This window comes from Maribacter sp. MJ134 (assembly GCF_003970695.1).
Taxonomy (GTDB): Bacteria; Bacteroidota; Bacteroidia; order Flavobacteriales; family Flavobacteriaceae; genus Maribacter.
On the sequence record NZ_CP034570.1, the window covers coordinates 129452 to 155288 of the forward strand.

Below are 25837 nucleotides of genomic sequence, written 5' to 3' on the forward strand. Positions count from 1 at the left end.
TCCTTAAGGGGTTGGATGTATGTTGCTGATACGGCCAACTTAAAATGGAAACTCCTGACCGCTAATGCCTTCTTTTTTCTACTTTTACATCCCATGAAGTCTAAACTCTTTAGCTGCCTACTTTTATGTGTCGTTTTTTGTTCTTCTCAGGATAACAAGGAGTTAAAGAAATACACCTTAGATGCCAATCAATTCTATGGTTCCATATTATTACACAACCCAGATATTTCTCACCTCATTAACAACCACCCCGGAGGGGTCATTTTAAGTTATAATAGGAAGACCTATGGTGCTAAAGAGTGGGAGGAGTTATATAATTATCCCGATTATGGCGCTTCGTTTATATATCAGGATATGAACGATGAGACCTTGGGAAAAAACTATGGTATTTATGCGCACTATAACTTTTATTTCTTAAAACGCAATGTGCAGTTTAGAGTGGGTCAGGGAATTGCTTACACGACAAATCCTTACGATAGAGAAACGAATTTTAGAAATAATGCCTATGGTTCGGACTTCTTAAGCTCCACCTATTTAATGCTGAACTATCATAAAGAAAACGTGTTCAAAGGTCTTGGTTTTAAGACGGGAATTGCCGTAATCCATTATTCCAATGCTAATTTTAGGGCACCTAATACATCTACGAATACGTTTGCTTTAAACGCAGGTGTTACTTATGATTTGGACAGTGGAAAGGAAATAGCCTATTTGAAAAGTGAAGATAAACCAAAAATCAAGGAGCCTGTTAAATATAATTTGGTTTTACGTGGTGGACTTAACGAAAGCGATGTCATAGGCTCCGGGCAATACGGATTTTTAATACTATCCGGATACGCAGATAAAAGGCTGGGTAGAAAAAGTGCTGTACAATTCGGGGCAGATATTTTTTTCTCAAATTTCTTGAAGGAGTTGATTCGCTTTCAGGCGACCTCTTTTCCGGAGATGGATGTAAATTTGGATGATGACTATAAACGCATAGGGCTGTTCGTAGGCCATGAACTATTCATTAATAGTATGAGTATTGTAACGCAGTTAGGTTACTATGTGTATTATCCTTTTGATTTCGAAGGACGGGTATATAATAGAGTAGGGCTAAAGAGGTATTTTGGAGACAAGGTATTTGGAGCCGTAACTTTAAAGTCGCACGGAGCCGCAGCGGAAGCGGTGGAGTTTGGTTTGGGAATTAGATTTTAGGAATAGCGATAAGAATTTTAGATGCTAAACGAGAACATAATCTTATTTAGAAAGGTGTTAAGCTTCAATTGGAAGGCTAATGTGCTGTTTTTAAGTTTGATAATTTTACTATTTTCATGTAATACTGAAAATGCTCCGGATTGCTTGCAAAATTCGGGCGATTTGGTCCGGGTAGAAGTCTCACTTCCGGGATTTGATAAAATAACGGTTTTTGAAAAGGTGGCTTTGGTATTGAAACAAGGTACAGAACAGAAGGTGGAGATAGAAACGGGGGAATTTCTTTTAGACGAAGTTAGCGCAAGGGTAGAAGGAGATAGATTAATAGTGAGAAATGATAATGGATGCAACCTATTTCGCGAGTATGGCCTAACTACGGTTTACGTTACGGCGCCCAACATTACAGAGATACGGAGTAGTACCGGTTTGTTGATCAGTAGCGATGGTACCCTGAGCTATCCAAATCTGAATTTGTTCTCCGAAAGCTTTCTAAACCCTGAAACGGAAACTACAGATGGTTCTTTTGATTTGGACTTGAACGCTACAAGCGTTAGTGTGGTGGTCAACGGAATTGCCTATTTCAAATTAAGTGGTACGGCAGAAAATTTGAACCTCAATATAGCTGCGGGAGATTCTAGAATAGAGGCAGAAAACTTAGTTGCCCAAAATGTAAATGTTAATCATAGGGGTACCAACGATATGTTGGTAAATCCGCAATTGGCGCTACGTGGAATCATCCGTGGCACGGGTGATGTCATTAGTTTTAACAGGCCGGCTACAGTTGCTGTAGAAGAGATTTTTAATGGGCGATTAGTGTTTAGGGAATGAATCCTGTCCTCAAATACCTGAAGCATCTTTTTGCTGGCCAACGCATATTAGGCAATGAATCCGCGCTCAATGGTCTGGTAAAAGCGGACGGTCTACTGCAGGATTTAATTGACGATAAAAAGATTCCCGGTTTAGCAATCTCGGTGCGCAAAGAAGGACAACCAATACTGCAAAAAGGCTATGGCTATTCGGACTTGGATAACAAAGTTTATGTTGACCCAAAGGCGACAATTTTCCGAATTGCAAGTGTCTCAAAACCAATAGCTGCAACAGCTCTTGCCCACATGGTCAAGGACGGACACATAAATTTGGACCAGTCGTTTTACCAATATGTACCCTATTTTCCCAAAAAAGAATGGGATTTTACCATAAGGCAATTGGCGGGACATACCGCTGGGTTACGTTCTTATCGGGGCATGGAATATGCACTGAATAAACCCTTTACCATAAAAGAGAGCCTGGAGATTTTCAAGAATGATGCATTACAGTTTAAACCGGGAGCGGCCTATCATTATAACAGCTTTGACTGGGTGTTGATTTCCCTTGCAATGCAAGAGGCCAGTGGCATTCCTTTTGAGAATTACGTGCAAGAAAAGGTTTTGGGTCCCTTAGGAATGACCAATACCTATATTCCAGAACGGCAGCAAGGGGAAAAACATACAACAGATCATGCATCAAATAACAAGGTTTTAACTGTTCCGGACGAGGCGCGGGTAACTTCCTTTTATTCCAAGAACCGATTTGGCTTTCGAAAAGCTATAGAAGTAAATAATTTCTATAAACTGGCCGGAGGCGGTTATTTGTCCACTGTGGAGGATATAGCAAAATTGGGGCAAGCGTATTTGGAAGGCACGGTCATGGATAGTGAAATTTTATCTCAATTTACTACCATGGAAACGATTAACGGAACACCCACTTATTACGGGTTGGGCTGGCAGGTAAGTCAAGATAAAAAGGGCAGGCCTTACTTCGGCCATGTAGGAAATGGAGTGGGCGGCTACGCTAATTTCTATGTGTACCCGGAAGAGCAGATGGTATTCGCCATTTTAATAAATTGTACCGACCCTAAAGTTCAAGGGCAGTTAGACGAGGTAATAGAAACATTGGTCTCAATATATGCTAGTTCTGCATAATGCTGCGAATAGTAATAACGCGTCTTTTTTAAAATCCTAAAAATTTATTAAACTGGTCTTATTTCATTTTTGTTTAATCAAAATATTTTAACTTTAAACAAAAATTAAAATATGAAAATAGGTAAGCCACTTTTAGTATTAGTTTTAATCGCGTTTTGTTCATCGAACATTACAGCACAGGAAATAACTGTTTTCCAAGGAATGTGGGGCGATGAATTTTATAAGGATAAGGAAAAAATCTCTTGGAAGGAATTTGGTATGGCCATGGATTCCAATCCCGCTTCGGAAGCATACTGGTCAAAATCTAAAAAGCAATATGGCGTAACCTTTGCTGCGGCCACGGCCAATCTAGGTTTCGGTATATGGTATTTAGTGAATGATAATGCCGATAAGAGTACCACGGCGCCAATAGTTGGTTTTGCTAGTACGGCCGTAGTTGGTTCTATATTCTATTGTTTGGCGAGCAAAAATAAAAAGAACGCTATTTTAGAATTTAACGATAGCCTAGGTAAGACAACATATAGGCTTGTGCCATCGCAACAAGGGGTTGGTTTGGCGTTGAAGTTTTAATTATTTAATAACCCTTCAGAAGGTTAAAGGGATATGTTTTATTTTTAAGGAGCGTAATATAATCTCCTTATCATGATAAAGCATATCCCTTACTTATTTTTATTTATTTCTTTTATCGGTGTTGCTCAACAGGGTGTAGTATTGGATGAATTGTCCGATACCTACGCAGATGCGAGTCTCCCTTTGTTAAAAGAGCTTTTAAGCATACCTAATGATGCGTTCTATCCAGAGGATATAGAGGAAAACGTGCTGTGGTGTGAAAGAGAATTTTCAAGTCGGGGCTTTGCGACACAGCGTATGAGCACTTCCCATGCGCCTCTTCTTCTAGCGGAACGCGAACACCCGAAAGCCCAGAAAACAGTATTAATTTATCTTCAGCTAGATGGGCAACCTGTAGATAGTACGCGCTGGTTTCAAGAGAATCCATATCAACCTGTTATCAAAAAAAAGAACAGTAATGATGAATGGGTAGCAGTATCGTGGGATTCTAAAGAACCAAAGGAGGATGACTGGCGCATATTCGCCCGTTCTGCTAGCGATGCAAAGGGTCCCGTTGCCATGTTCCTTGCAGCTCTTGATGCGGCCGCTTCCAAGGAAATAGTTCCGAACTACAATATAAAGGTGATTATGGACTTTGAGGAGGAACTGGGTTCACCTAGATTGCCTAAAGCCGTTACTCGGAACGCTGAATTATTAAAAGCGGATATGTTGATTATTTTTGATGGTCCACGTCATATTAGCAATAAACCCACCTTAACCTTTGGAGCTAGGGGAATAGCAACGATAACCTTAACTACTTATGGACCTGTAGTTCCACAGCATAGTGGTCATTTTGGCAATTACGCTCCTAATCCCGCATTACGCTTGTCCAAGCTATTGGCATCAATGAAGTATGATGATGGACGTGTTGTTATCCCGGGCTTTTACGATGGTGTAGAGATAGATAAAGCGACAGAGCGCATTTTGAAGAATGTACCTGATAACGAGGGCGAAATAAAGAAAAGACTGCAGATTGTTTCTTCGGATAAAGTGGGGTCATACTATCAGGAGGCAATTCAGTATCCTTCTTTGAATATTAGGGGAATGCAGTCTGGCTGGATAAATGAAAAAGTACGTACGATTATCCCAGGTTGGGCTAGAGCGGAGCTTGATGTTAGGTTGGTATTAGAGTCAAATCCGGAACGTTTAATACAATTGGTGAAAAATCACATCGCTTCCCAAGGATATTATGTTACGGATACGGTTCCTACAGCAGAAGAGCGACTAGCTCATCATAAGATAGCCACATTCACCTCGGAAATATCATATCAATCCTTTAGGACCGACTTTGATTCGGAAGTGGGAAAATGGTTGACAAGCGCGCTAAAAAATGCATTCGGAGAGGACCCTATACGCATTCGTATGAGTGGGGGTTCCATTCCCATAGCTCCTTTTGTGACCACTCTGGGCATTCCTGCGGTAACCGTACCTACGGTCAATAGAGATAATAATCAACATAGTCCAAATGAAAATTTAAGGATTGGCAACTACAGGGAGGGTGTAAAGACCATGATTGCCATTCTTATGGAGAGGTTGTGAATTTTAAGGAGAGAACTTCTCACGATGCCAAATAACAGGCGGGGCGGGTTTGGTATAGCGTCACGATTTTAAGATTTTCGCAATAAGATTTTCATTTGTGTTTGTAATTGTTAGTGAAATCATCAGAAGTCTAATAAATCATAAAAAAATTCTATCAAACCCTGATTTTTAAATTTAATTAGTACATTAGCCGAAGTTTTACAAGAAAAATGACAAAACAATATTTCTGGAACGGTTTTACCTTTTACTTCTTTTTTAAGAGAGGTACGAGACTGTTGTAGTATATGTTAGGATATAAACAATTGAAGTCTCGTGAAAAACGGGGCTTTTTTTTTGAAATCAATTCAAATCCCATTACGGGGTTTAGAAAGAATTTGCCCCGAGAGGAATCGAGGGGGTAACGGGAACAAGATTTATATAGCGGTTAATGAGTTTAAAAATAGCCATACAGGGAGTAAAAGGTTCTAATCACCATCAGGTGGCCTTAGATTATTTTGGAGAAGATATCGACTTAGTGGAATGTCTTTCTTTTGATAGTTTGGTGGACCAGTTGCTGGATAATACGGCGGATAAGGCAGTAATGGCCATTGAGAATTCAATTGCAGGTTCTATCATACCCAACTATGCTCTAGTTTTTAAGAACGACTTGGCCATTATCGGCGAATATTACCTTAGTATTCATCACAATTTAATCGTTTACAAAGGGCAGGCTATAGAAAACGTTGAGGAAGTACATTCGCATCCAATGGCATTACTACAGTGTAAGGAATTTTTAAGGTCTTATCCTAAAATTAAATTGGTAGAGGCTGTTGATACAGCTGAAACGGCCGAACGAATTCAAAAATATCAGTTAAAGCGTATTGCGGCCATTGCTCCAAAAGCGGCGGCAGAATTGTATGGCTTAGATATTATTGCTTCCGAAATACAGACCATCCCAAATAATTCTACGAGGTTCATTATCGTGAAGACTAAAAACCAGAGTGACGGAGAGGCTGAAAATGAGTTGTCAAAAGCCCATATCAATAAGGCATCCCTACGCTTTATAACCGACCATAAGAGAGGTAGTTTAGCCACTGTATTGAATGTGATGAGCGATTGTAAATTGAATTTAACCAAAATACAGTCATTGCCCGTAATCGAGACACCTTGGAAGTATGCGTTCTTTGTAGATGTGACCTTTACGGCCTATGAAGACTTTAGTAAGGCAAAAGCATTATTGGATATTATGACGGAGGAATTTAAAGTTTTAGGGGAATATAAAAATGCCATGTTATGATACGGACGGCGGATAGGTTGCAGACGGTACAGGAGTATTACTTTTCAAAGAAGTTAAGGGAAGTTCGAGCGCTTTTAGCCCAAGGGAAACCCATTATCAATATGGGTATAGGAAGTCCGGATTTAGCGCCCTCACCGGTGGTGGTAGAAAGCATTCAACAGGCGGTACTGGACAATGGTGCTCACCAATATCAAAGTTATCAAGGCTTACCGGAATTGCGTAATGCCATAGCTTCTTTTTATGAAAGGAAATTTAACGTAATCAGCGACCCTGCCAGTGAAATACTTCCGTTAATGGGGTCCAAGGAAGGGATAATGCATATAAGCCTAGCCTTCTTGAATGTAGGAGATGAAGTGTTGATTCCTAACCCCGGATATCCAACGTATACTTCGGTTACGAAATTAGTTGGGGCGGTTCCAAAATATTATGACCTAACGGAAGCCACGTGTTGGTTCCCTGATTTGGAAGTTCTTGAAAGAGAAGATTTATCCAAAGTAAAGTTAATGTGGGTGAGTTACCCGCATATGCCAACGGGGGCGGTCGCTACCAAGGAACAGTTTTCTAAACTGGTGGCCTTTGCAAAGCGTAATAACATTCTTTTAATAAACGATAATCCGTACAGTTTTGTGCTAAATGAAACGCCCACAAGTATACTGGGAATAGAGGGAGCAAAGGATGTGTGTCTAGAATTGAATTCACTCAGTAAAACGTTTAATATGGCTGGTTGGCGTGTTGGGTTCGTATTAGGTAGTACAGACCATATTAATGCGCTATTGAAAGTAAAGAGCAACATGGATTCAGGCATGTTCTATGGCATTCAAAAAGGAGCGATAAAAGCGTTGCAGAGTACAGACGATTGGTATCATAATTTAAATGATACATATAGAAAACGAAGGAACTTTATCTGGCAGTTGGCGGAAAAATTAGGTTGTACTTACGATGCTAAAGCAGTGGGAATGTTTGTTTGGGCAAAATTGCCGGACGGAGTTGCATCCGCAGAAGACTTTATAGATGATATACTGTATGAGAAAGATATATTCATAACTCCAGGGACTATTTTTGGTAGTAATGGGGAAGGGTATATACGGTTTTCGCTCTGTGTAACAGAAGAAAAAATTAAAGAGGCGATTAATAGATTTGAGTAGTAAGATATAAGAAAAGAGATAAAGGTTATCCGCCTAAAATCTCAAATCAAATATCCATTATCTAAAAATATATGAACGTATTTGTAATAGGAATCGGTTTAATAGGGGGGTCGTTCGTCAAAGATATCAAGGCCAAAATGCCAGAGGTTACCATTTACGGGATAGACGCCAGTGAAGCCAATCTAGAAGAGGCTTTTGCGCTACATCTTATTGATGTGAAATCTAGTTACGACGCATTGCACCTTGCAGATTTTGTAATCGTGAGTATTCCCGTTGATGTTGCTGTGGAAGAACTTCCTAGAATTCTAGATAAAGTAAATGAGGAATGCGTGGTGTGCGATGCCGGTTCTACAAAGGAGTTGATCTGCGAGGCCTTGGAAAATCATCCTAAAAGAAGAAATTTTTTGGCTTGTCATCCCATTGCAGGTACTGAATTTTCCGGTCCGTCCGCGGCTATTAACGGTCTGTACAATGGTAAAACGAATATTATCTGTGAGGTAGAAAAAACGGCGTTTAAATTACAGGAAAAGGCTTTGGGAATATTTCAGCTATTGGGAATGAGAATTCGCTATATGAATCCTAAAGCGCATGATAAGCACATTGCGTACGTATCCCATTTGTCACACATCAGTTCTTTTATGTTAGGAAAGACAGTTATTGAGAAGGAAAAAAATGAACGTGATATTTTTGACATGGCGGGCAGTGGATTTGAAAGCACGGTGCGTTTGGCGAAGAGTTCACCAGCGATGTGGACACCTATTTTTGAACAGAATAAAGATAATGTAATAGAAACCTTGGACGAGTATATTCAGAACCTATCCGCTTTTAAGAAATTATTGGTGGAAAACGATTTTGAAGGTATTTACAATGAAATGAACAGCACGAACAAGATTAAAGAAATATTACAGGGAATTCCGCTGAATAAAAAGTGATTTTTATAGAGAGACAAAAGAATTATTAAGGTGTACTTAAAATAAACAATTAATATTTAAATAGAAGAAGAAGTGAGATGTTGAAAACCTTTACCCTTCAGCTTTTTGCCCTTCGCCCAAAAACAAAGTAATGGAGAATACAAAAGAAATGAGAACATGGTTGGATGATATGGGTTTAGATCATCCACTAGTAATAGCAGGGCCATGTAGTGCGGAAACCGAGGAACAAGTATTGCGTATTGCGCATAGCCTTAAGGATACCGATGTTAATTATTACCGTGCGGGAATCTGGAAGCCTAGAACACGTCCCGGTAATTTTGAGGGAGTGGGAGCTTTGGGGCTAAAATGGCTGCAAAAAGTTAAAGCCGAAACAGGCTTAAAAACGGCCACTGAGGTGGCGAACAGGGCACATGTAGAGCTAGCGCTTGAGCATGATGTAGATTTATTATGGATTGGAGCACGCTCTACCGTTAGCCCTTTTATAATGCAAGAATTGGCCGACGCCCTTGAAGGGACGGATAAAATTGTTTTAGTGAAAAACCCGGTAAATCCTGATTTAGCATTATGGTTGGGCGGTATTGAGCGTTTGCATACGGCAGGGATTAAAAAACTGGGAGCTATTCACAGAGGTTTTTCAACTTATGAGAAATCAAAATACAGGAATATTCCAGAGTGGCAGCTAGCGATAGAATTTCAAAATAAATTCCCTGATCTACCATTGATAAACGATCCATCGCACATTACGGGTAAACGGGATATGATTTTTGATGTCTCACAGACCGCTTTGGATTTAAACTTTGATGGATTGATGATAGAAACGCATCATGACCCGGATAATGCTTGGAGTGACGCCGCTCAGCAAGTAACCCCAGATAGGTTGGTGCAGATTATGAAGGATTTAAAAATTAGAAAAGAATCCGACCCGGAGGCGGAGTATAACAGTCAATTAAGCAATCTAAGGGCGCAAATAGATGTTATCGACAATCAGTTGATAGAAACTTTAGGAAAGCGCATGAAGATTTCCGATGGTATCGGGACCTTAAAAAAGTCGAGAAATGTCGCCGTTCTACAATCTAATCGTTGGAACGAGATTTTAGGTAAAATGATTCTCGAGGGTGAATCCAAAGGATTAAGTGAAGAGTTTGTGCTGCGAATGTTCAAAGCAATTCATCAAGAATCCATAAACCACCAAGAGAAAATTGTAAAGGCATAACACAACCAAAAAAAATCCCGACTTTATGAGTCGGGATTTTTTATACGTAGTAGTAAACAAAAATGCTATCTACTACTGGCTTGCATCTAAAAATACTATCTCTTAAAGATGTAGCGGGTAATAAAAATACCTGATCCGTCACCTTTGCCACTATCACTTTCAACAGCACTCGTTACAAAAGCAAGTTCCCAACCGTCGGCCACCATACTATTAATTTTAGAGGTAATGACAGCATCATTGGCCGCAATGTTCTGAAAACGGATACCCGCTATATTAAAGAAGTTCAATAATTTGGTCTCGTCAAAATCCTTAACCCTAATCTCACCTCTTTTTGATTTGTTGCGGGTATTGTCATCCTCCGTTTGGGTCGATGTAAATTCGGTATAATCTTTTTTCTCATTACCATCAATAATCCTTGAACGCCCAAGTCCACTGGAAACAATAGACTCTACACTGGTAATGACTTTATATTCTTGAGCGTTCATTTCAAGATTACATACTAGGGCGATGAAAGCGATAAAAATAAATTTTTTCATAATGGGTTAATTGGTTTAAATGATTAAAAGAATTAAAACTATTGCCTATCACAACGGGCATAAAATTATAAAATTGTTTCTTTGTTGTTCTAGTAGCTGAATTCTAGAAAACCAAATGATAGGAACAGTATATAAATCTACGGGGAGTTGGTATTTTGTAAAATCTGAAAAGGGAGATTTTTACGAATGTAGAATCAAAGGTAAGTTTAGAATAAAGGGAATAAAAAGTACCAATCCTATTGCTGTAGGGGACAAAGTTCATTTTGAGGTAGAAACTATTGGAGATGACACCATCGGTATTATCCACAAAATAGAAGACCGAAAGAATTATATCATCAGGAAGTCTGTAAATCTATCCAAGCAGACACATATCATTGCCTCTAATCTAGATCAGGTTTTTTTATTGGTAACATTGAATAATCCTACTACCTATCCCGTTTTTATAGATCGTTTTTTAGTCACCGCAGAGGCTTATGATATACCCGTTACGCTCCTATTCAATAAAGTGGATACCTATAATGACGATGAGCTAGGTGAGGTGAAGTATTTAGCAGCCTTATATCGAAAAATTGGGTACGACTGCATTGGTATCTCTGCTTTGACCGGTAAGAATATTGATAAGGTAAAGGCGATGATGAAAGGAAAGACCTCCATGTTTTCGGGTCATTCCGGTGTGGGGAAATCTACATTGGTCAACGCTATTGAGCCATATCTAGACATAAAGACCAAAAAAATATCGGAGCAACATTTGCAAGGCCAACATACCACAACCTTCGCAGAGATGTACGACTTAACTTTTGACGCTCGTATTATAGATACCCCCGGTATCAAAGGTTTTGGAATCGTGGATATGGAGCCGGAGGAGATAGGAGATTATTTCCCGGAATTTTTCGAATTAAAACAGCACTGCAAGTTCAATAATTGCAGACATACGGATGAACCCAAATGTGCCGTTAAGGAAGCCTTGGAAGAAGAAGCAATTGCATGGAGTAGATACAATAGTTACTTGCAGATGATAAAGGGAGAGGATGAAAACTACAGGGTAGATATTTATGATGAAAAGAAATGAGAGTAGTTCTACAACGTGTTTCCGAAGCTAGTGTAACGGTAGATAAGAAGACCATTTCCTCCGTAGGGAAGGGTATTCTGATATTACTTGGAATAACCGAGGACGATGGTTTGGAAGATATCAAATGGCTTGTAAACAAGATAGCCAATCTGCGTATTTTTAATGATGGTGCAGGTGTCATGAATAAATCTGTAGTTGATGTCGAGGGAGACGTCATTGTGGTTAGTCAATTTACGCTCTTCGCCTCCACTAAAAAAGGAAATAGGCCCTCTTATATCAAGGCAGCTAAGCCGACTATTGCAATTCCTTTATACGAGTCCTTTATCTCAGAAATAGAGAACGCCTTAGGCAAAAAGGTTGGAACCGGCATATTCGGTGCAGATATGAAAGTTGCTTTGGTAAATGATGGTCCCGTGACGATAACTATCGATTCTAAAAATAAAGAATAATGAATATACAAAACGCACAGAAGGCTGTAGATAATTGGATTAAGGAACACGGTGTTCGCTATTTCAATGAGCTCACCAATATGGCACAGCTTACCGAAGAAGTGGGGGAGGTAGCGCGCATTATCGCAAGAAGATATGGCGAGCAAAGCGAAAAGGAATCTGATAAATCTAAGGATTTAGGAGAAGAATTAGCAGATGTGTTGTTCGTGGTATTGTGCTTGGCCAACCAAACGGGTGTAGATTTACAACAATCCTTTGATCAGAAGTTAGATTTAAAAACCAAGCGTGATCATGACCGTCATCATAACAACGAAAAACTTAAATAAGCCAAAATAAGGGCATAGCAATACTAGTTTTTAGGGGTGTTTTTGTAGTTTTGGCACGTCTTAAAAACATACACTTTTGAAAATACATCTTTCCGGTCCATCAAATAGATTACTACGAAAAACCATTAAGATTACTGGTTCAAAAAGTGAATCCAATCGGTCACTCTTATTAGCATCGCTATATCCTGTTATTACAATCGATAATATCTCTAACTCGGACGATGCTCAGGTAATGACAGCAGGATTGCAGAAATCCAACGGTGTTGTAGATATCCATCATGCAGGAACGGCAATGCGTTTTCTTACCGGATATTTTGGCTCTCAAGAAGGAAAGGAGGTAGTGCTGACCGGTTCTCAGCGAATGACGGAAAGACCTATAAAAATTCTTGTGGAGGCGTTACGGAGTTTAGGTGCCGATATTTCCTATGTAAAGAACGAGGGTTATCCTCCCTTAAGAATAAAGGGTGGTAAGCTAACTAAGGATAAAGTAAGTCTGCCAGCCGATATTAGCAGTCAGTATATTTCTTCCCTGTTATTGATTGCGCCAAGTCTAGAAAATGGTCTGGAGTTGCAACTTGTGGGTAAAATTACTTCGGTGCCTTATATTAAAATGACCTTAAGTTTACTCAATGAAATTGGTGTAATTACCTCTTTTGAGGGGAATACGATCAAAGTCAATCCTAAAAAAGAGGTTGCCCCTGTTAATTTAGTGGTCGAATCGGACTGGAGTTCCGCATCATACTTTTATAGTATTGCAGCTTTGGCAGAACTCGGAACGGAAATTACCTTGTCGTCCTACAAAGAAAATAGTTTGCAGGGAGACAGTGTTTTGGCAAGATTGTATCAGGAACTTGGGGTTTCTACAACGTTCCACGGGAATAACATCACCCTGAAGAAAAATTCCACTTCGTACCCGAATCAGTTTAGGGCAGATCTGTCCAATGCACCGGATATTGCACAGACTATTGTCGTTACCTGTTTTGGATTAGGAATAGGTTGTCATTTAGATGGTTTACACACTTTAAAAATAAAAGAGACAGACAGGTTGGAAGCCTTGTATACGGAACTTTCAAAATTAGGTGCATCCATCTCCGTTACGGATAAGTCACTTACCTTAAAATCTAGTACTACTATAAAGGAGAACGTTGCAATTGACACGTATAATGACCATAGAATGGCAATGGCTTTTGCTCCTCTAGCGCTAAAGACAAGACTGTTCGTGAATGATGCGGAGGTGGTGTCCAAATCATATCCCGATTTTTGGAACGATATGGAATTACTTCAAATAGAGGTGACGGAATTATAATTCCCTATTTACTTGACAACCCCCCTTCCCAGATTGTATATTTGCAGCCGCTAAACATATACAGAATACATGAAATTATCACACTTCAATTTTGAACTTCCAAAGGAATTATTGGCAGAACATCCTTCAGAAAACAGGGACGAGTCCAGATTAATGGTCATACATAGGGAAACCGGAAAGATAGAGCACAAGATGTTCAAGGACATGATCGATTACTTTGATGAAGGTGATGTTATGGTATTGAACAACACCAAGGTCTTCCCGGCCAGACTTTATGGAAACAAGGAGAAGACAGGTGCCCGTATTGAAGTTTTTCTTCTACGCGAGTTAAACGAAGAGCAACGCTTATGGGACGTTTTGGTAGACCCTGCACGTAAGATTCGTATTGGTAACAAGTTATACTTTGGAGATGATGAGACACTAGTGGCGGAAGTCATTGACAACACCACTTCTAGAGGGCGTACATTACGATTTTTATACGATGGCGCTTATTTAGATTTCAGACGAAAATTAAGGGAACTGGGAGAAACACCGCTTCCAAAGTATATAAAGAGAGAAGTTGAGCCAGAAGATGAACAGCGGTACCAAACCATATATGCAAAGCATGAGGGGGCGGTAGCTGCACCAACGGCTGGACTTCATTTTTCCAAACATCTTTTAAAACGTTTAGAAATAAAAGGTGTGGATTTTGCGGAATTAACCTTGCATGTTGGTCTGGGCACCTTTAATCCGGTGGAAGTAGAAGACCTTTCCAAGCACAAGATGGATAGTGAAGAACTGTTCATTGACGAGAAAGCTACGGAAATCGTAAATAATGCGAAGAAAAATAAAAGACAGGTCTGTGCTATTGGTACTACGGCCATGAGAGGTTTAGAAAGTGCAGTTTCCTCCAATAATACGTTGAATACTTATGAGGGATGGACCAATAAATTTGTTTTCCCTCCATATGAATTTAGTATTGCAACGAGCATGATAACCAATTTTCATTTGCCGAAATCTACCTTATTGATGATGGTATCTGCCTTCATGGGTCATGATTTAATGAAAAAATCCTACAAAGAGGCAATCTTGGAAAGCTATAAGTTTTATTCTTATGGTGATGCCATGTTGATTTTATAAGAAATAATTGATGTTCCGTAAAAACGGATGGATACCTAAAATAAAAGTCCTGCTTTATCACTTTGTAATATAAAGCAGGGCTTTCTAGTTAAAAGAAGGTGCAGGCAAAAAGAAAGGACATACGAGCGTTAACCAGAGACCAGTTAAGGGACTTTTTCGTTAAAAACGGCGATAAGGCCTTTAGGGGCAACCAGGTGTACGAATGGTTATGGCAAAAAGCCGCCCATTCTTTTGAGGGTATGACCAACCTATCGAAGGATACTCGCGAAATGCTAGAGGCCAACTTTGTGATCAATCATATTAAGGTGGACCAGATGCAGCGCAGTTCCGACGGCACCATTAAAAACGCGGTACGTCTACACGATGATTTGGTAGTAGAATCTGTCCTGATACCTACAAAGACCAGAACCACGGCCTGTGTATCCAGTCAAGTGGGGTGTAGTTTAGATTGTTTATTTTGTGCCACATCCCGATTAAAGCGAATGCGAAATTTAAATCCTGATGAAATTTACGATCAGGTAGTGGCCATTGATAACGAGAGTCGCCTCTATTTTGATAGGCCCTTGAGTAATATCGTATTCATGGGTATGGGCGAGCCGTTGATGAACTATAACAACGTACTAAAGGCAATTGACAAGATAACCTCCCCTGAAGGTTTAGGGATGTCTCCCAAAAGAATAACCGTTTCTACATCAGGTGTGCCAAAGCTTATTAGAAAAATGGCAGATGATGGTGTAAAGTTCAAATTAGCGGTATCACTACATTCGGCAATAGATGAGATTAGAACGTCCATCATGCCGTTCAACGCAACGTTTACGCTTAGCGATTTACGAGCGGCATTGGTCTACTGGTATGAAAAAACCAAAAGCCGTATTACCTATGAGTACGTAGTTTGGGAGGGAATTAATGACAAGCGAAAGGATATAGATGCCCTAATAGATTTTTGCAGGTTTGCGCCGTCTAAAGTAAATCTAATAGAGTATAATCCCATCGATGATGGGGTGTTTCAACAAGCTTCCAACAAAGCGATAGACCTGTACGTGGACTTGCTCGAAAAAAATGGAATCGTAGTAACCGTCCGGCGTTCTAGAGGTAAGGATATAGACGCCGCTTGTGGTCAATTGGCAAATAAATCATAACCCGTCGATTATTACGGGTAATACGTGGAGTGAAGCGATTATGGCTTAGGTCTTTTACGTAAATTTACACAGTGTGCCCGCTTCGGGCCCTAAATTTTCACGGTTGAAAATAGTAGAACAAATAAAAGAACCGGTACGCAAGGAAATGGATCTGTTTGAATCCAAATTCCGAGACGCGATGAGTTCTAAAGTTGCCCTGCTCAATAGGATTACCCACTACATTGTAAACCGGAAAGGAAAACAGATGCGACCCATGTTCGTTTTTCTAACTGCAAAACTTCTTCACAACGGTAAAATCAACGAACGGACTTACAGGGGTGCTTCGGTCATAGAGCTAATACATACCGCCACATTAGTACACGACGATGTAGTGGATGAGAGTAATAAACGCCGTGGTTTTTTCTCCATTAATGCCCTTTGGAAAAATAAAATTGCTGTTTTGGTCGGGGATTACTTGTTGTCCAAAGGACTTTTGCTTTCCATTGATCATGGTGATTTTGACCTGCTTCGCATTATTTCAGTAGCCGTAAGGGAAATGAGCGAGGGCGAACTTTTACAAATCGAAAAGGCAAGGAGATTAGATATCACGGAAGATGTTTATTACGATATTATCCGGCAAAAAACAGCGACATTAATTGCAGCTTGCTGTAGTCTGGGAGCGTGTTCTGTTAAGCCGGAAAGCGAGGATGTAGAAGTATTTCGAAAATTTGGAGAACTATGTGGGATGGCGTTTCAAATAAAGGACGACCTTTTTGATTATGGAAATGAGCGTATCGGTAAACCAACTGGTATTGACATCAAAGAGCAGAAAATGACGCTTCCGTTAATTTATGCGTTGAACCACTGCTCTAAAAAGGAAAAAAGCTGGGTCATCAATTCTATAAAAAACCATAACAAGAATAAAAAACGGGTAAAAGAGGTCATTTCATTTGTAAAGGAAAAAGGTGGTTTGGAGTATGCCGTAGAAAAAATGTTGGCCTTTAAGGACGAGGCACTTGAACTTTTAAAGGCCTATCCAGAATCAGAATATAGAAGTGCTCTAGAGCTCATGGTAAACTACGTTGTGGATCGCGAGAAGTAGTATCCTGAGTTCTGCTTCTTGAGTTCCATGCATCAATAGCACTTCATAGATGCCCGTAATTTCGATAGTATTGTTTTTTTAAAACATTTATAATCAACTATTTGTAAATTAATTTTACTTTTTTTTCGTGCGCAGGCAACCTTGGTCATGGTTTTTGCGTCTCTATACATAGAAGACCAAACACAATTTTGAAAATTATACCACTATATAAAAACGAGAAACAGCTCATTAAAAAGGCGATTGCTGGTCATAAAGATGCGCAACAGCGATTGTATGCCAAACATGCGCCTAAAATGCTAGGAGTATGTAGGCAGTATATCAAGGATATTCATTTTGCGGAAGATGTAATGGTTCGGGGCTTTTTAAAGATGTTCCTTAAACTGGATACGTTTAAGTTTCAGGGTAGTTTTGAAGGATGGGTAAGGAGAATAATGATACGCGAGAGTATTTCGTATTTGAGAAAGCAACAGTTCGTAGTATACGATGATGAGGTTTATGAACAAAATCAGACCCAAGAAGTATCGCAAAGCATGGATTTGGATACGGAGCATATTCAGCAATTAATCGATGGTTTGCCGCAAGGTTATAAAATGGTGTTTGTGCTGTACACTATTGAAGGGTATAAACATCAAGAAATTGCGGAGATGCTAGATATAAGTGAGAGTACCTCAAAATCACAATTGTTCAAGGCACGTAAGATATTACAGGAAAAATTACAACAACAAAATATCATAGGTTATGGAAACCGATAAATTTGAAGCACATATTAAATCAAAACTGAGCGAGCGCGAAATAAAACCATCGGCAGATGCTTGGACCAAGCTCTCGAAAGAATTAGCGGCAAATACACCTTCGAAAGGACCAAATTACCTTTGGATGGGTATCGCTGCAAGCATGCTAGTACTCATCGGAACCGCTGTATTCTATTTTAATTCGTCCCCAATTGAAATCAAGAGTGATGTAGAAGTGGTGTTAGATACACAACCTGCCGAAAAAGCAAAGGAAGGGGCAACTGTGGAGCAATCGAATATCGTAGTTAGCGATGAGCGTACGTCTATTGTCTCAGAGGATAGTTTTCAAGAAAGTAGCAACTACAAAAAAGGCATAGCTGTAACAACGGTGGCCATTGAGGAGAATAAAAGGCCCGTTATTAAGGATGATATTGTTCTAGATACTCCTAAAAAGGAAATACGTGATGGTGCTAAAACTATTACGGTGCCAGAAGATATACTTAATAGTAAAATCGCTGAAGTTGTGGCAAAAGTAGAAGCCTTAGGGCTGTCGAATACGGTAACGGATGCTGAGGTAGATTCATTACTGCTCCAGGCGCAGGAAGCTATAGTAAAAGAGAACCTTTTTAATTCAGATAATTCGGTCAATGCAATGGCATTACTGACCGAGGTCGAAGATGAACTTGATCAATCCTTCCGAGACCAAATTTTTGAGTCATTGAAAACCGGTTTTCTAAAGGTTAGGACTGCTGTCGCAGACCGTAATAATTAACCTAATTTCTTTTTAATGAGTGTATTTCCCTATCTAAAATAGAAGAGGGACAGGGAGGAGTTTATTCATCAATTTTATCCGTCTAGGACGGTCAATCAAAAATCAAACTATTATGAGAAAAATTGTAATGTATTTAATGGCTATCTTCTTGGTGCTTTATGTTCAGAATATGGAAGCCCAAGAAACAACTAAGGAAAGTCAAACAACGCTTAAGATTTTGGAGGGCGCCAAAGAGAAGATTAAAGATCAAGAGAAGGAGGCCTTGAAAAAGGAAGTGGAGCGCATTAATGAGCGTTTACGTAATGGTGACATTAATGAAGAAGAAGCCACCGTCTTAAAGGAAGAAGCCGCAAAGAAACGCGCTTTGAATATTGAAAATAGAATTGCTATTATCGATAACAAGATGAAGTTGGCAGAACGTAACGGGGATAATGTTCTAGAACTGGACACGCTTAATTATCCTTCTCAAATTGAAATAGGTTTTGGAGGAAGAGATGGGGACGAAGAGCGTATTTTTGGTATACGATTTAAAGAAAACCCAAGAGTAAGAAGAATACAATACGACAGAAGGACATACTCGGATTTCTTCTTAGCGGTGGGTTTAAACAACGCTATTGTAGATGGGGAATCTTTAGAAGATACGCCATATAGAATAGGTGGGAGTCGTTTTTTTGAACTGGGTTGGCAATGGAGAACACGGGTTTTTAAGAGCACCAATTTTTTAAGACTTAACTACGGGGTCTCATTTCAATTTAACGGTCTAAAACCTAAGGGCAATCAATATTTTGTAGCAGGCGACGACGGACAAACGGAATTGCAAGAGTTTGAGTTTGACCTTAGGAAGTCTAAACTGAGGATGGATAATTTGGTTTTTCCACTGCATTTTGAATTTGGACCTTCAAAATTCACGGGGTCCGAGAATAAAATACGCTATTCCTTACATAATCAATTTCGGTTCGGAATTGGAGGGTATGGTGGTTTTAATCTAGGCACACGTCAAAAATTAAAGTACAATAGGAACGGTGAACGTGTCAAGGATAAATTGAAAAGAGGATACAACACGTCCGAATTCGTCTACGGTCTTAGTGCATATGCCGGTTTTGATGGAGTTTTGTTATATGCGAAATACGATTTGAATCCCATATTTAAGGACGCGTTGGTAGAGCAAAGAAATATATCACTTGGCCTTAGGTTTGATTTGTAAATCCGGTCTATTGCGTATTTGATTTAAAGAGGTGGCATCTATAGTGCTCACCTCTTTTTTATGCCTTACATGTTTAGATGTTCAGCGAGCAGGGAATGAAAATGATGTACTCCTTTTTCTTGAGTAGGTGAAAATCTTCCACTCGAGTAGAATCGGGATTTTAAACCCTTATGAACACCTTCTACGACAAACTCATCCTCACGTTCTACCTTGTCCAAAAGAGCCCCCGCACCGGCATTCAATTTTGTTTCGTCATAGACGTAGGTTAAGAACTGAACCTTAGTTTTATCATTCGCAATGGGGTTTACGATATTAACGGATAATCCCCACGGGTAAAAATTGAACATCATATTCGGAAAAACCCAATAGTAGTAGGCGGCGACAGATTTTCCATGATCTGGATGCCCTTCGGGAAGATCAAAGACTTCCTCACCACCACCGGAATAGCCTATTTGCAGGGTTGCATAGTCGAAAATTTCTGTGGTATAACTACCATAATCCAATGCAGCGTTTAAGTCCGCATGAACAAAAGGGATGTGAAAACCTTCCAAATAATTATCACAATAGAGCGCCCAATGGCAATTAACAATGTAATCTTTGCTTAAGGTTGGGTCAAATTTAAAGTTGTGGACGGGTAAAAAACCTACGCGTTCATCAAGGACCTTTGTAATTTCTTTGAATTTATAGTTGGGCTTAAGACTTATAAAAAGGTGATTCAGCCATGTTTTAATTGAAAATTTATGCAAATCATCACATGCTCTGGGGAAATCTTCCGCTTCTTCAAATTCCGGCATGGCCTTAAAGTTGCCGTTCATGTGAAAACGCCTACCGTGATACATACAGGTAAGGGCAGTTTGCTTACCCGGATGATGCACTATCAAGTTGCCCCGATGTGTGCAAACATTGCTCACACAGTGCAGCACATCATCCTTATCTCGAATTACCAAAACCGGTTCATCCAAGAATTTTTCGTGTAACACCAATGGGTACACCGTTTGGGATAAAGGAACTATCGTGGCCATATCGCCTATCCAATGCCAACTGTTTAAAAAGACTTTTTCCTTTAACAGTTCAAAAACCTCCGTAGAGCGGTAAAAACTTGCAGGAAGGGTTTCCGCATTTTTTATGTCCTTTGTTATTCTGAATTTTTTCATGGTCGCTTCTTTAGGTAAACATATGCTGGCACTCCTAAAAGTAATAGTAAAAAACCCAGAAAAACAATTTCAGCCCCGCAACCAATAACGATCCATAGGGAAAATAGAAAGGCCAATACCGCTAAAAATAAGGATTTTTTGTCCGCACGTTTCACCGCCAAGGCAAAACTTGCAATTGAGAACAAATAGGGTAAGAGTACGGTCAGGGTAGATAATTTCATCATATAGGAAAATGCCTCCACCAAAGTCTTGGAGTAGTTGCAAACCATTAAAATGGTCGCCAAGAAACTTGAGAAGATAATTCCGCGTATTGGAGCTTTGTTCTTATTAAGTTTTTTAAACATTTTTGGGAATAGGTTATCTCTTGCGGCGGAGGCAGGTATTTGCCCTTGCAGTAAAATCCAGCCGTTCAAGGCACCCATGGTCGATACGATGGCACCAAAAGCTACAAGGTATTTACCTGTTGTCCCCCAAATTCTAAAGGCTGCATCTGCAAAAGGGGCATTGGAATTCGCTAAGGTCTCTGGAGGAATAATACCGATGATGACAATAAAGCTCAGCAGGTAAAGAACCGTTGTTAGAAGTGTACCGAAAAGTGTTGCTTTTTGGATGGTCTTTTCTGGTGAACTTATGGCATTGCTAGGAACCGTAGCACTTTCCATACCCAAAAATGCGAAAAATGTCAACGTGGTCACAGCGGTGATGTCAGGTAATATGGAACCCGTTGTAAAAGGAAAAACGAACGCCATTGAAAAATCCACATAAAAGATTCCTACGAGAATCAAAAAGGCTATAGGTATAATTTTAAGAACGGTGGTCAGCACTTGAACGGCTCCTATGGTCTTTATGTTCTTTGAATTTATCCATGTAAAGAACCAAATAAAGAATAAACCCGTTAAACTGGCTAAAAGCGGATGCGCCGTTATATTGGGTAAGAAAGCACCCAAATAACCCACTAGGGCCACTGCTATTGCCGCATTGGTACACCATATGGAAATCCAATAACCCCAGGCCACTAAAAATCCGGCAAAATCGCCTAGTCCTATGCGCGAATAGGCGTAGGGTCCACCGTTTGCCTTCGGATATAGTTTACTGAGTTTGCCAAAGATCAGTGCAAGGGATAAAGCGCCCAAAGATGCGATTATCCAACCAATAATACCGATACCTCGATAAGCGGCCATGGTAGCGGGCAGTAGAAAGACTCCGGCACCTATCATGTTTCCTGTTACAAGTGCCACAGAGGGCCAAAATCCAATTTTTTTCGTCAAGCTAGGGCTGTTTAGTAGCTTTAATTTAGAAATAAGAACCTTAAAGTTAGGGATTATTAAAGGAGTAGTTCATAACGGTATGTATTTCATTAGTTCTAATCAAAAGTTTTAGTATCTTAAATTTTCCCTTTTTTAGTACCTTTATCGACTTCTTAAGACAAAAAATTGATTGCTAAAACTACCGTAGACCAAGTTTATGAAACCGCCCGATTAGAGGAGGTCATCGGTGATTTTGTACAGTTAAAAAAATCGGGTTCAAATTTCAAGGGACTTAGTCCATTTTCAGATGAGCGCACACCAAGTTTTATGGTATCGCCGGTAAAACAGATTTGGAAAGATTTTAGTAGCGGTAAAGGAGGTAATGTGGTAGCATTTTTAATGGAGCACGAGCACTTTACCTATCCCGAGGCCATCAAATATCTGGCTAAAAAGTACAATATTGAAATAGAGGAAACCGAGCAGTCAGATGAACAAAAAGAGCAGGCCAACGAGCGCGAAAGCATGTATTTGGTCTCAGAGTTTGCCCAGCAACATTTTAAGCAAATGTTATGGGATACGGAACTGGGCAAAGCAATTGGCTTAAGCTATTTTAAGGAACGCGGATTTACGGAGGAGACTATTAGAAAGTTTGAGTTGGGGTACTGCTTGGACCAATGGGACGGTTTTACGACCGCGGCATTGGACAAGGGCTATCAACTGGATTATCTTCAGAAAACGGGGCTTACCATCGTAAAGGAAGATGCGAACAACCCGAACAACCCTAGAAAGTTCGATCGTTTTAAGGGGAGGGTCATGTTCCCTATTCACTCGCTTAGTGGACGGGTCTTGGGCTTTGGAGGTAGAATATTGACCAATGATAAGAAGGCTGCAAAGTACCTTAATTCTCCCGAGAGTGAAATTTACCATAAGAGCAAGGTGTTGTACGGCATTTATTATGCCAAGCAGGCCATAGCAAAAGAGGACAATTGTTATTTGGTAGAAGGATATACCGATGTTATTCAATTTCACCAAAGGGGCATTCATAACGTCGTATCTTCGAGTGGTACGGCCCTGACTTCGGAACAAATACGCCTCATAAACCGGCTTACTAAAAATATTACCGTTCTGTTCGATGGTGATGCGGCCGGATTAAGGGCTTCCTTACGAGGGATAGACCTTATTTTGGAACAGGGGATGAACGTTAAAATATGCACGTTTCCAGAGGGTGAGGACCCGGACAGTTTTTCTAAGAACAACGAACTGGAAGAGGTGGAGCATTATCTTAAGGAAAATGCGAAAGATTTTATTCAGTTCAAAGCTTCGCTGTTGGTCAAGGAGGCATCGGATGACCCTATCAAAAGGGCGGATACGGTCAGGGATATCGTCAACAGTATCGCTAAAATTCCGGACCGTATAAAAAAGGAAATCTACATCCAGGAATGTGCCCAAATTATGAATATTTCCGAAGCGGTCTTGTTCAATACCTTGGCGCAGGTAGGTAAAAAGGATGTTGCCGATGCCAAAAAACAAGAACGCGAGGAACAAAAGGCCTTTAACATTGTACGTAATGAAACGGTTCAAGAAAAGGTAGATGTACAGTTTGTTCTAGAGCAAAAAATAATAGAGCTCCTGTTGGTCTATGGGGACCGTAAAGAGGAGTTTGAAGACCTCATCTTAAAGGAAAACGAGGCGGGTGATCTAATATTGGAGCCAGAATCCTTAGAGGTCAAGGTCTATGAAAAAGTTTATTTGGATTTACAAGAGGATGAAATAGAATTGGCGAATCCGCAGTTTAGGGTTATCTATTATCAACTTATTGAAGCTTTGAATCAAACGGAAGAATTCACTATCAATACTTTTATCGCGGGACTGGAACAGGACGCCGCAAACGATATTTCTTCCATCTTAATGGAGGAGGAGCGTTACACTTTACATGCGTGGGAACGAAAGGATATTTACCCGAAGCCCAAGGAAAAGAGTGTATCCCAATTGGTAAGCGAAACAATTTTGACCCTGCGTTGTTTCCTGATCAAAAAACGAATGGAATCATTACAAAGTGAAACCGAGGATGTGGCTAAAGACCATAGGGAAACATTGGAGGAAATTATGAACTACATACAGCTCAATAAGCTTCTGAATAAAAAATTGAATAGGGTGCTATCGTAATCGGGATGGCCATGAAAATGAAAAAAGCCCGCTAATGCGGGCTTTAAATTTTTTAGCATAAGGGCTTAGTACAATTCTAGCGCTTTTGCTTGTTGTAGTAAATCTACCATATTGTCAACGTTTAACTTTTTCATTAAACGTGCCTTATAGGTACTTACTGTTTTTTCATTAAGGTTGAGCCCTTGAGCTACTTCCTTGTTACGTTTTCCGCTAGCCAAAAGTTTTAAAACTTCAACTTCTCTAGTGGATAATTTACGGAAGAACCTCCTTGGTTTCTTAGTTCCTTCATCAAATGCTAACCGCTGCGCTAGCTCGTTGGTGATGAACATACTACCTTCACTGACTTTTCTTACCGCCGCAATGATGTAATCAATGTCAGAAGATTTGGATAGGTATCCAAAAGCACCTGCTCTGATAGCACTTAAAGCATAGACATCCTCAGATTGTCCGCTGTACATAAGAACCTTTACATCAGGGTATTCTTTTTTGATTTTTCGTAGCGCTGCTATTCCATTAATTTCCGGAATATCCATCTCTAACATGACAACATCGGGGGTAACTTTTTCCAGTTTTTCAAAAAGTTCTTCAGTAGTAGCTACGTCGTCTACTAATTCAAAACCAGCTGCGGATTCAAGAACGTTTCGTACTCCCATTCTTATGATGGGATGATTGTCCGCGATTAAAACTTTGATCATTATGTTGATTTTTCTAGACCGTCTTTACTTGCATTTTGTTGTCCAAAAAGACGTACATGCAATGTAAGACTAAATAATCTAAATTAGAAGGCAAAGATGTACTATTTTTTCTTACTCTTAAAATTTGTCAGAAAATATTCGATTTATCTACCTGATTGTTAGGTGAGTGGTTTATTTTAACATTTCGGGTATAACGCAAACGGGAATCGGCAGCATTTTGTGTTGGTTCATCGAGTTGAATCTACTGAAAATCTTGAAGACTTCCTTATCCCTGCCTGTGAATTCCTCAATTGTTCGGCCTTCATCCTTCATTTTCATGGCCCATTCCAACTCTGGGTACGATGCCCCAATTTGGTCCTCATCGGTTCTGTCATCTCCCCAAAGACCATCCGTAGGAGCCGCTTTAATAATCTCCTCGTTAACGCCAAGGACTTTTGCTATAGCATAAACCTCGGTCTTTAGTAAATCCGCTATCGGACTTAAATCAACCCCACCATCACCATATTTGGTATAGAACCCTACGCCAAAATCCTCAACTTTGTTTCCTGTTCCTGCCACCAGGTATCGGTTCAATGCAGCAAAGTAATACAAACTGGTCATCCGCAGACGCGCACGGGTATTGGCGAGTGACATAAAACGTTCTTCTTCGTTTTCGACCTTTGGGAACGCAGCTACCAGGCTGTCAAAAACAGGGGTCAGGTTTACCGGCTGGCGTTTTACGTTTGGGAAATTTTCCTGTAGCCAGGCAATATGTCTAGATGCCCTGTCCGACTGATTGGGTGCTTGGTGAATGGGCATTTCAAGACAAAGCAAATCTAAGCCCGTTTTGGCACATAGGGTAGAGGTCACTGCGGAGTCTATACCGCCAGAAACTCCTATTACAAAACCTTTCTGTTTTGCATTGGTCGCATAATCTTTTAACCAAGTAACGATGTGGTCTATCACTTTTTCAGTTTGCATAAGACTATCAATATTTA

The 25837-nt window shown here is 40.0% G+C and carries 25 protein-coding genes; 20 read left to right on the forward strand and 5 right to left on the reverse strand.

The genetic code is table 11. From position 1 onward, the window contains the following. The first annotated feature begins 93 nt into the window (after positions 1-93). From EJ994_RS00585 to EJ994_RS00625, 9 genes are all read left to right on the forward strand, one after another. Positions 94-1194, forward strand: a complete 1101-nt coding sequence (locus EJ994_RS00585) for an acyloxyacyl hydrolase (RefSeq protein WP_126593617.1) — start codon at positions 94-96, stop codon at positions 1192-1194. Between the two features lie 21 nt (positions 1195-1215). Further along, positions 1216-2019 carry a head GIN domain-containing protein gene (locus EJ994_RS00590; protein WP_126590749.1) on the forward strand — a complete coding sequence of 268 codons (804 nt, stop codon included), beginning with the start codon at positions 1216-1218 and terminating at the stop codon, positions 2017-2019. Continuing rightward, complete coding sequence (locus tag EJ994_RS00595) at positions 2016-3152, forward strand: serine hydrolase domain-containing protein (protein WP_126590750.1); 1137 nt, start codon at positions 2016-2018, stop codon at positions 3150-3152. Before EJ994_RS00590 ends, EJ994_RS00595 begins: the two co-directional genes overlap by 4 nt. 111 nt (positions 3153-3263) lie before the next feature. Continuing rightward, positions 3264-3722 carry a hypothetical protein gene (locus EJ994_RS00600; RefSeq protein ID WP_126590751.1) on the forward strand — a complete coding sequence of 153 codons (459 nt, stop codon included), beginning with the start codon at positions 3264-3266 and terminating at the stop codon, positions 3720-3722. Positions 3723-3794: 72 nt separating this feature from the next. Then, positions 3795-5300, forward strand: a complete 1506-nt coding sequence (locus tag EJ994_RS00605; protein WP_126590752.1) for a M20/M25/M40 family metallo-hydrolase — start codon at positions 3795-3797, stop codon at positions 5298-5300. A gap of 427 nt (positions 5301-5727) precedes the next feature. Continuing rightward, the gene (locus EJ994_RS00610) at positions 5728-6576 is read left to right on the forward strand and encodes a prephenate dehydratase (protein WP_099573559.1); all 849 of its coding nucleotides are present in this window, start codon (positions 5728-5730) and stop codon (positions 6574-6576) included. Continuing rightward, complete coding sequence (locus EJ994_RS00615) at positions 6573-7721, forward strand: pyridoxal phosphate-dependent aminotransferase (RefSeq protein WP_126590753.1); 1149 nt, start codon at positions 6573-6575, stop codon at positions 7719-7721. Before EJ994_RS00610 ends, EJ994_RS00615 begins: the two co-directional genes overlap by 4 nt. Before the next feature lie 71 nt (positions 7722-7792). Beyond that, complete coding sequence (locus EJ994_RS00620) at positions 7793-8653, forward strand: prephenate dehydrogenase (RefSeq protein WP_126590754.1); 861 nt, start codon at positions 7793-7795, stop codon at positions 8651-8653. A 130-nt stretch (positions 8654-8783) separates the two neighbouring features. Beyond that, positions 8784-9866, forward strand: a complete 1083-nt coding sequence (locus EJ994_RS00625) for a bifunctional 3-deoxy-7-phosphoheptulonate synthase/chorismate mutase type II (protein ID WP_126590755.1) — start codon at positions 8784-8786, stop codon at positions 9864-9866. A 95-nt stretch (positions 9867-9961) separates the two neighbouring features. Here EJ994_RS00625 and EJ994_RS00630 read toward each other — a convergent pair whose 3' ends face one another. Then, complete coding sequence (locus tag EJ994_RS00630) at positions 9962-10402, reverse strand: hypothetical protein (protein WP_126590756.1); 441 nt, start codon at positions 10400-10402, stop codon at positions 9962-9964. 115 nt (positions 10403-10517) lie between these two features. Between EJ994_RS00630 and rsgA the strand changes: the two genes are divergently transcribed. The 10 genes from rsgA (at position 10518) to EJ994_RS00680 (ending at position 19598) form a co-directional block, all read left to right on the forward strand. Beyond that, positions 10518-11471, forward strand: a complete 954-nt coding sequence (gene rsgA, locus EJ994_RS00635) for a ribosome small subunit-dependent GTPase A (protein WP_126590757.1) — start codon at positions 10518-10520, stop codon at positions 11469-11471. Next, entirely contained in the window at positions 11468-11920 is a 453-nt protein-coding gene (gene dtd, locus EJ994_RS00640; protein WP_126590758.1) for a D-aminoacyl-tRNA deacylase, read from the forward strand. The genes rsgA and dtd overlap by 4 nt, the downstream gene beginning before the upstream one ends. After that, positions 11920-12246 (forward strand): nucleotide pyrophosphohydrolase, encoded by a 327-nt coding sequence (locus EJ994_RS00645; RefSeq protein ID WP_099573552.1) that lies wholly within the window; start codon positions 11920-11922, stop codon positions 12244-12246. The genes dtd and EJ994_RS00645 overlap by 1 nt, the downstream gene beginning before the upstream one ends. A gap of 76 nt (positions 12247-12322) precedes the next feature. Continuing rightward, on the forward strand, positions 12323-13552 hold the full coding sequence (locus EJ994_RS00650; RefSeq protein WP_126590759.1) for a 3-phosphoshikimate 1-carboxyvinyltransferase: 1230 nt from the start codon (positions 12323-12325) through the stop codon (positions 13550-13552). Between the two features lie 69 nt (positions 13553-13621). Beyond that, the gene (queA, locus tag EJ994_RS00655; protein WP_099573550.1) at positions 13622-14671 is read left to right on the forward strand and encodes a tRNA preQ1(34) S-adenosylmethionine ribosyltransferase-isomerase QueA; all 1050 of its coding nucleotides are present in this window, start codon (positions 13622-13624) and stop codon (positions 14669-14671) included. 98 nt (positions 14672-14769) lie between these two features. Further along, a complete protein-coding gene (gene rlmN, locus EJ994_RS00660; protein WP_126590760.1) occupies positions 14770-15810 on the forward strand; it encodes a 23S rRNA (adenine(2503)-C(2))-methyltransferase RlmN in 1041 nt (346 codons plus the stop codon). Between the two features lie 103 nt (positions 15811-15913). Next, positions 15914-16891 (forward strand): polyprenyl synthetase family protein, encoded by a 978-nt coding sequence (locus EJ994_RS00665; RefSeq protein ID WP_126590761.1) that lies wholly within the window; start codon positions 15914-15916, stop codon positions 16889-16891. A 188-nt stretch (positions 16892-17079) separates the two neighbouring features. Next, positions 17080-17643, forward strand: coding sequence for an RNA polymerase sigma factor (locus EJ994_RS00670; RefSeq protein WP_126590762.1), 564 nt, complete (start codon positions 17080-17082; stop codon positions 17641-17643). Beyond that, complete coding sequence (locus tag EJ994_RS00675) at positions 17630-18394, forward strand: hypothetical protein (RefSeq protein ID WP_126590763.1); 765 nt, start codon at positions 17630-17632, stop codon at positions 18392-18394. The genes EJ994_RS00670 and EJ994_RS00675 overlap by 14 nt, the downstream gene beginning before the upstream one ends. 112 nt (positions 18395-18506) lie before the next feature. Next, positions 18507-19598, forward strand: a complete 1092-nt coding sequence (locus EJ994_RS00680) for a hypothetical protein (protein WP_126590764.1) — start codon at positions 18507-18509, stop codon at positions 19596-19598. Between the two features lie 65 nt (positions 19599-19663). Here EJ994_RS00680 and EJ994_RS00685 read toward each other — a convergent pair whose 3' ends face one another. Both EJ994_RS00685 and EJ994_RS00690 read right to left on the reverse strand, forming a co-directional pair. After that, a complete protein-coding gene (locus EJ994_RS00685; protein WP_126590765.1) occupies positions 19664-20752 on the reverse strand; it encodes an aromatic ring-hydroxylating oxygenase subunit alpha in 1089 nt (362 codons plus the stop codon). Further along, a complete protein-coding gene (locus EJ994_RS00690) occupies positions 20749-22020 on the reverse strand; it encodes an amino acid permease (protein ID WP_206507161.1) in 1272 nt (423 codons plus the stop codon). The genes EJ994_RS00685 and EJ994_RS00690 overlap by 4 nt, the downstream gene beginning before the upstream one ends. A 165-nt stretch (positions 22021-22185) precedes the next feature. On the opposite strand from EJ994_RS00690, the gene dnaG reads away from it, so the two are divergent. Further along, positions 22186-24165, forward strand: coding sequence for a DNA primase (gene dnaG / locus EJ994_RS00695; RefSeq protein WP_126590766.1), 1980 nt, complete (start codon positions 22186-22188; stop codon positions 24163-24165). Positions 24166-24230: 65 nt separating this feature from the next. Here the strand turns inward: dnaG and EJ994_RS00700 are convergent, their stop codons facing one another. After that, positions 24231-24860, reverse strand: coding sequence for a response regulator transcription factor (locus EJ994_RS00700; protein ID WP_099573544.1), 630 nt, complete (start codon positions 24858-24860; stop codon positions 24231-24233). 171 nt (positions 24861-25031) lie between these two features. Next, complete coding sequence (gene nadE / locus EJ994_RS00705) at positions 25032-25820, reverse strand: NAD(+) synthase (RefSeq protein ID WP_126590767.1); 789 nt, start codon at positions 25818-25820, stop codon at positions 25032-25034. Positions 25821-25837: the final 17 nt, after the last annotated feature.

Bases quoted from the DNA above. Each gene is read 5' to 3' on its own strand.
- EJ994_RS00585 (WP_126593617.1), top strand. From the start codon at position 94: ATGAAGTCTAAACTCTTTAGCTGCCTACTTTTATGTGTCGTTTTTTGT.
- EJ994_RS00590 (WP_126590749.1), top strand. From the start codon at position 1,216: ATGCTAAACGAGAACATAATCTTATTTAGAAAGGTGTTAAGCTTCAAT.
- EJ994_RS00595 (WP_126590750.1), top strand. From the start codon at position 2,016: ATGAATCCTGTCCTCAAATACCTGAAGCATCTTTTTGCTGGCCAACGC.
- EJ994_RS00600 (WP_126590751.1), top strand. From the start codon at position 3,264: ATGAAAATAGGTAAGCCACTTTTAGTATTAGTTTTAATCGCGTTTTGT.
- EJ994_RS00605 (WP_126590752.1), top strand. From the start codon at position 3,795: ATGATAAAGCATATCCCTTACTTATTTTTATTTATTTCTTTTATCGGT.
- EJ994_RS00610 (WP_099573559.1), top strand. From the start codon at position 5,728: ATGAGTTTAAAAATAGCCATACAGGGAGTAAAAGGTTCTAATCACCAT.
- EJ994_RS00615 (WP_126590753.1), top strand. From the start codon at position 6,573: ATGATACGGACGGCGGATAGGTTGCAGACGGTACAGGAGTATTACTTT.
- EJ994_RS00620 (WP_126590754.1), top strand. From the start codon at position 7,793: ATGAACGTATTTGTAATAGGAATCGGTTTAATAGGGGGGTCGTTCGTC.
- EJ994_RS00625 (WP_126590755.1), top strand. From the start codon at position 8,784: ATGGAGAATACAAAAGAAATGAGAACATGGTTGGATGATATGGGTTTA.
- EJ994_RS00630 (WP_126590756.1), bottom strand. From the start codon at position 10,402: ATGAAAAAATTTATTTTTATCGCTTTCATCGCCCTAGTATGTAATCTT.
- rsgA (WP_126590757.1), top strand. From the start codon at position 10,518: ATGATAGGAACAGTATATAAATCTACGGGGAGTTGGTATTTTGTAAAA.
- dtd (WP_126590758.1), top strand. From the start codon at position 11,468: ATGAGAGTAGTTCTACAACGTGTTTCCGAAGCTAGTGTAACGGTAGAT.
- EJ994_RS00645 (WP_099573552.1), top strand. From the start codon at position 11,920: ATGAATATACAAAACGCACAGAAGGCTGTAGATAATTGGATTAAGGAA.
- queA (WP_099573550.1), top strand. From the start codon at position 13,622: ATGAAATTATCACACTTCAATTTTGAACTTCCAAAGGAATTATTGGCA.
- EJ994_RS00675 (WP_126590763.1), top strand. From the start codon at position 17,630: ATGGAAACCGATAAATTTGAAGCACATATTAAATCAAAACTGAGCGAG.
- EJ994_RS00680 (WP_126590764.1), top strand. From the start codon at position 18,507: ATGAGAAAAATTGTAATGTATTTAATGGCTATCTTCTTGGTGCTTTAT.
- EJ994_RS00685 (WP_126590765.1), bottom strand. From the start codon at position 20,752: ATGAAAAAATTCAGAATAACAAAGGACATAAAAAATGCGGAAACCCTT.
- EJ994_RS00700 (WP_099573544.1), bottom strand. From the start codon at position 24,860: ATGATCAAAGTTTTAATCGCGGACAATCATCCCATCATAAGAATGGGA.
- nadE (WP_126590767.1), bottom strand. From the start codon at position 25,820: ATGCAAACTGAAAAAGTGATAGACCACATCGTTACTTGGTTAAAAGAT.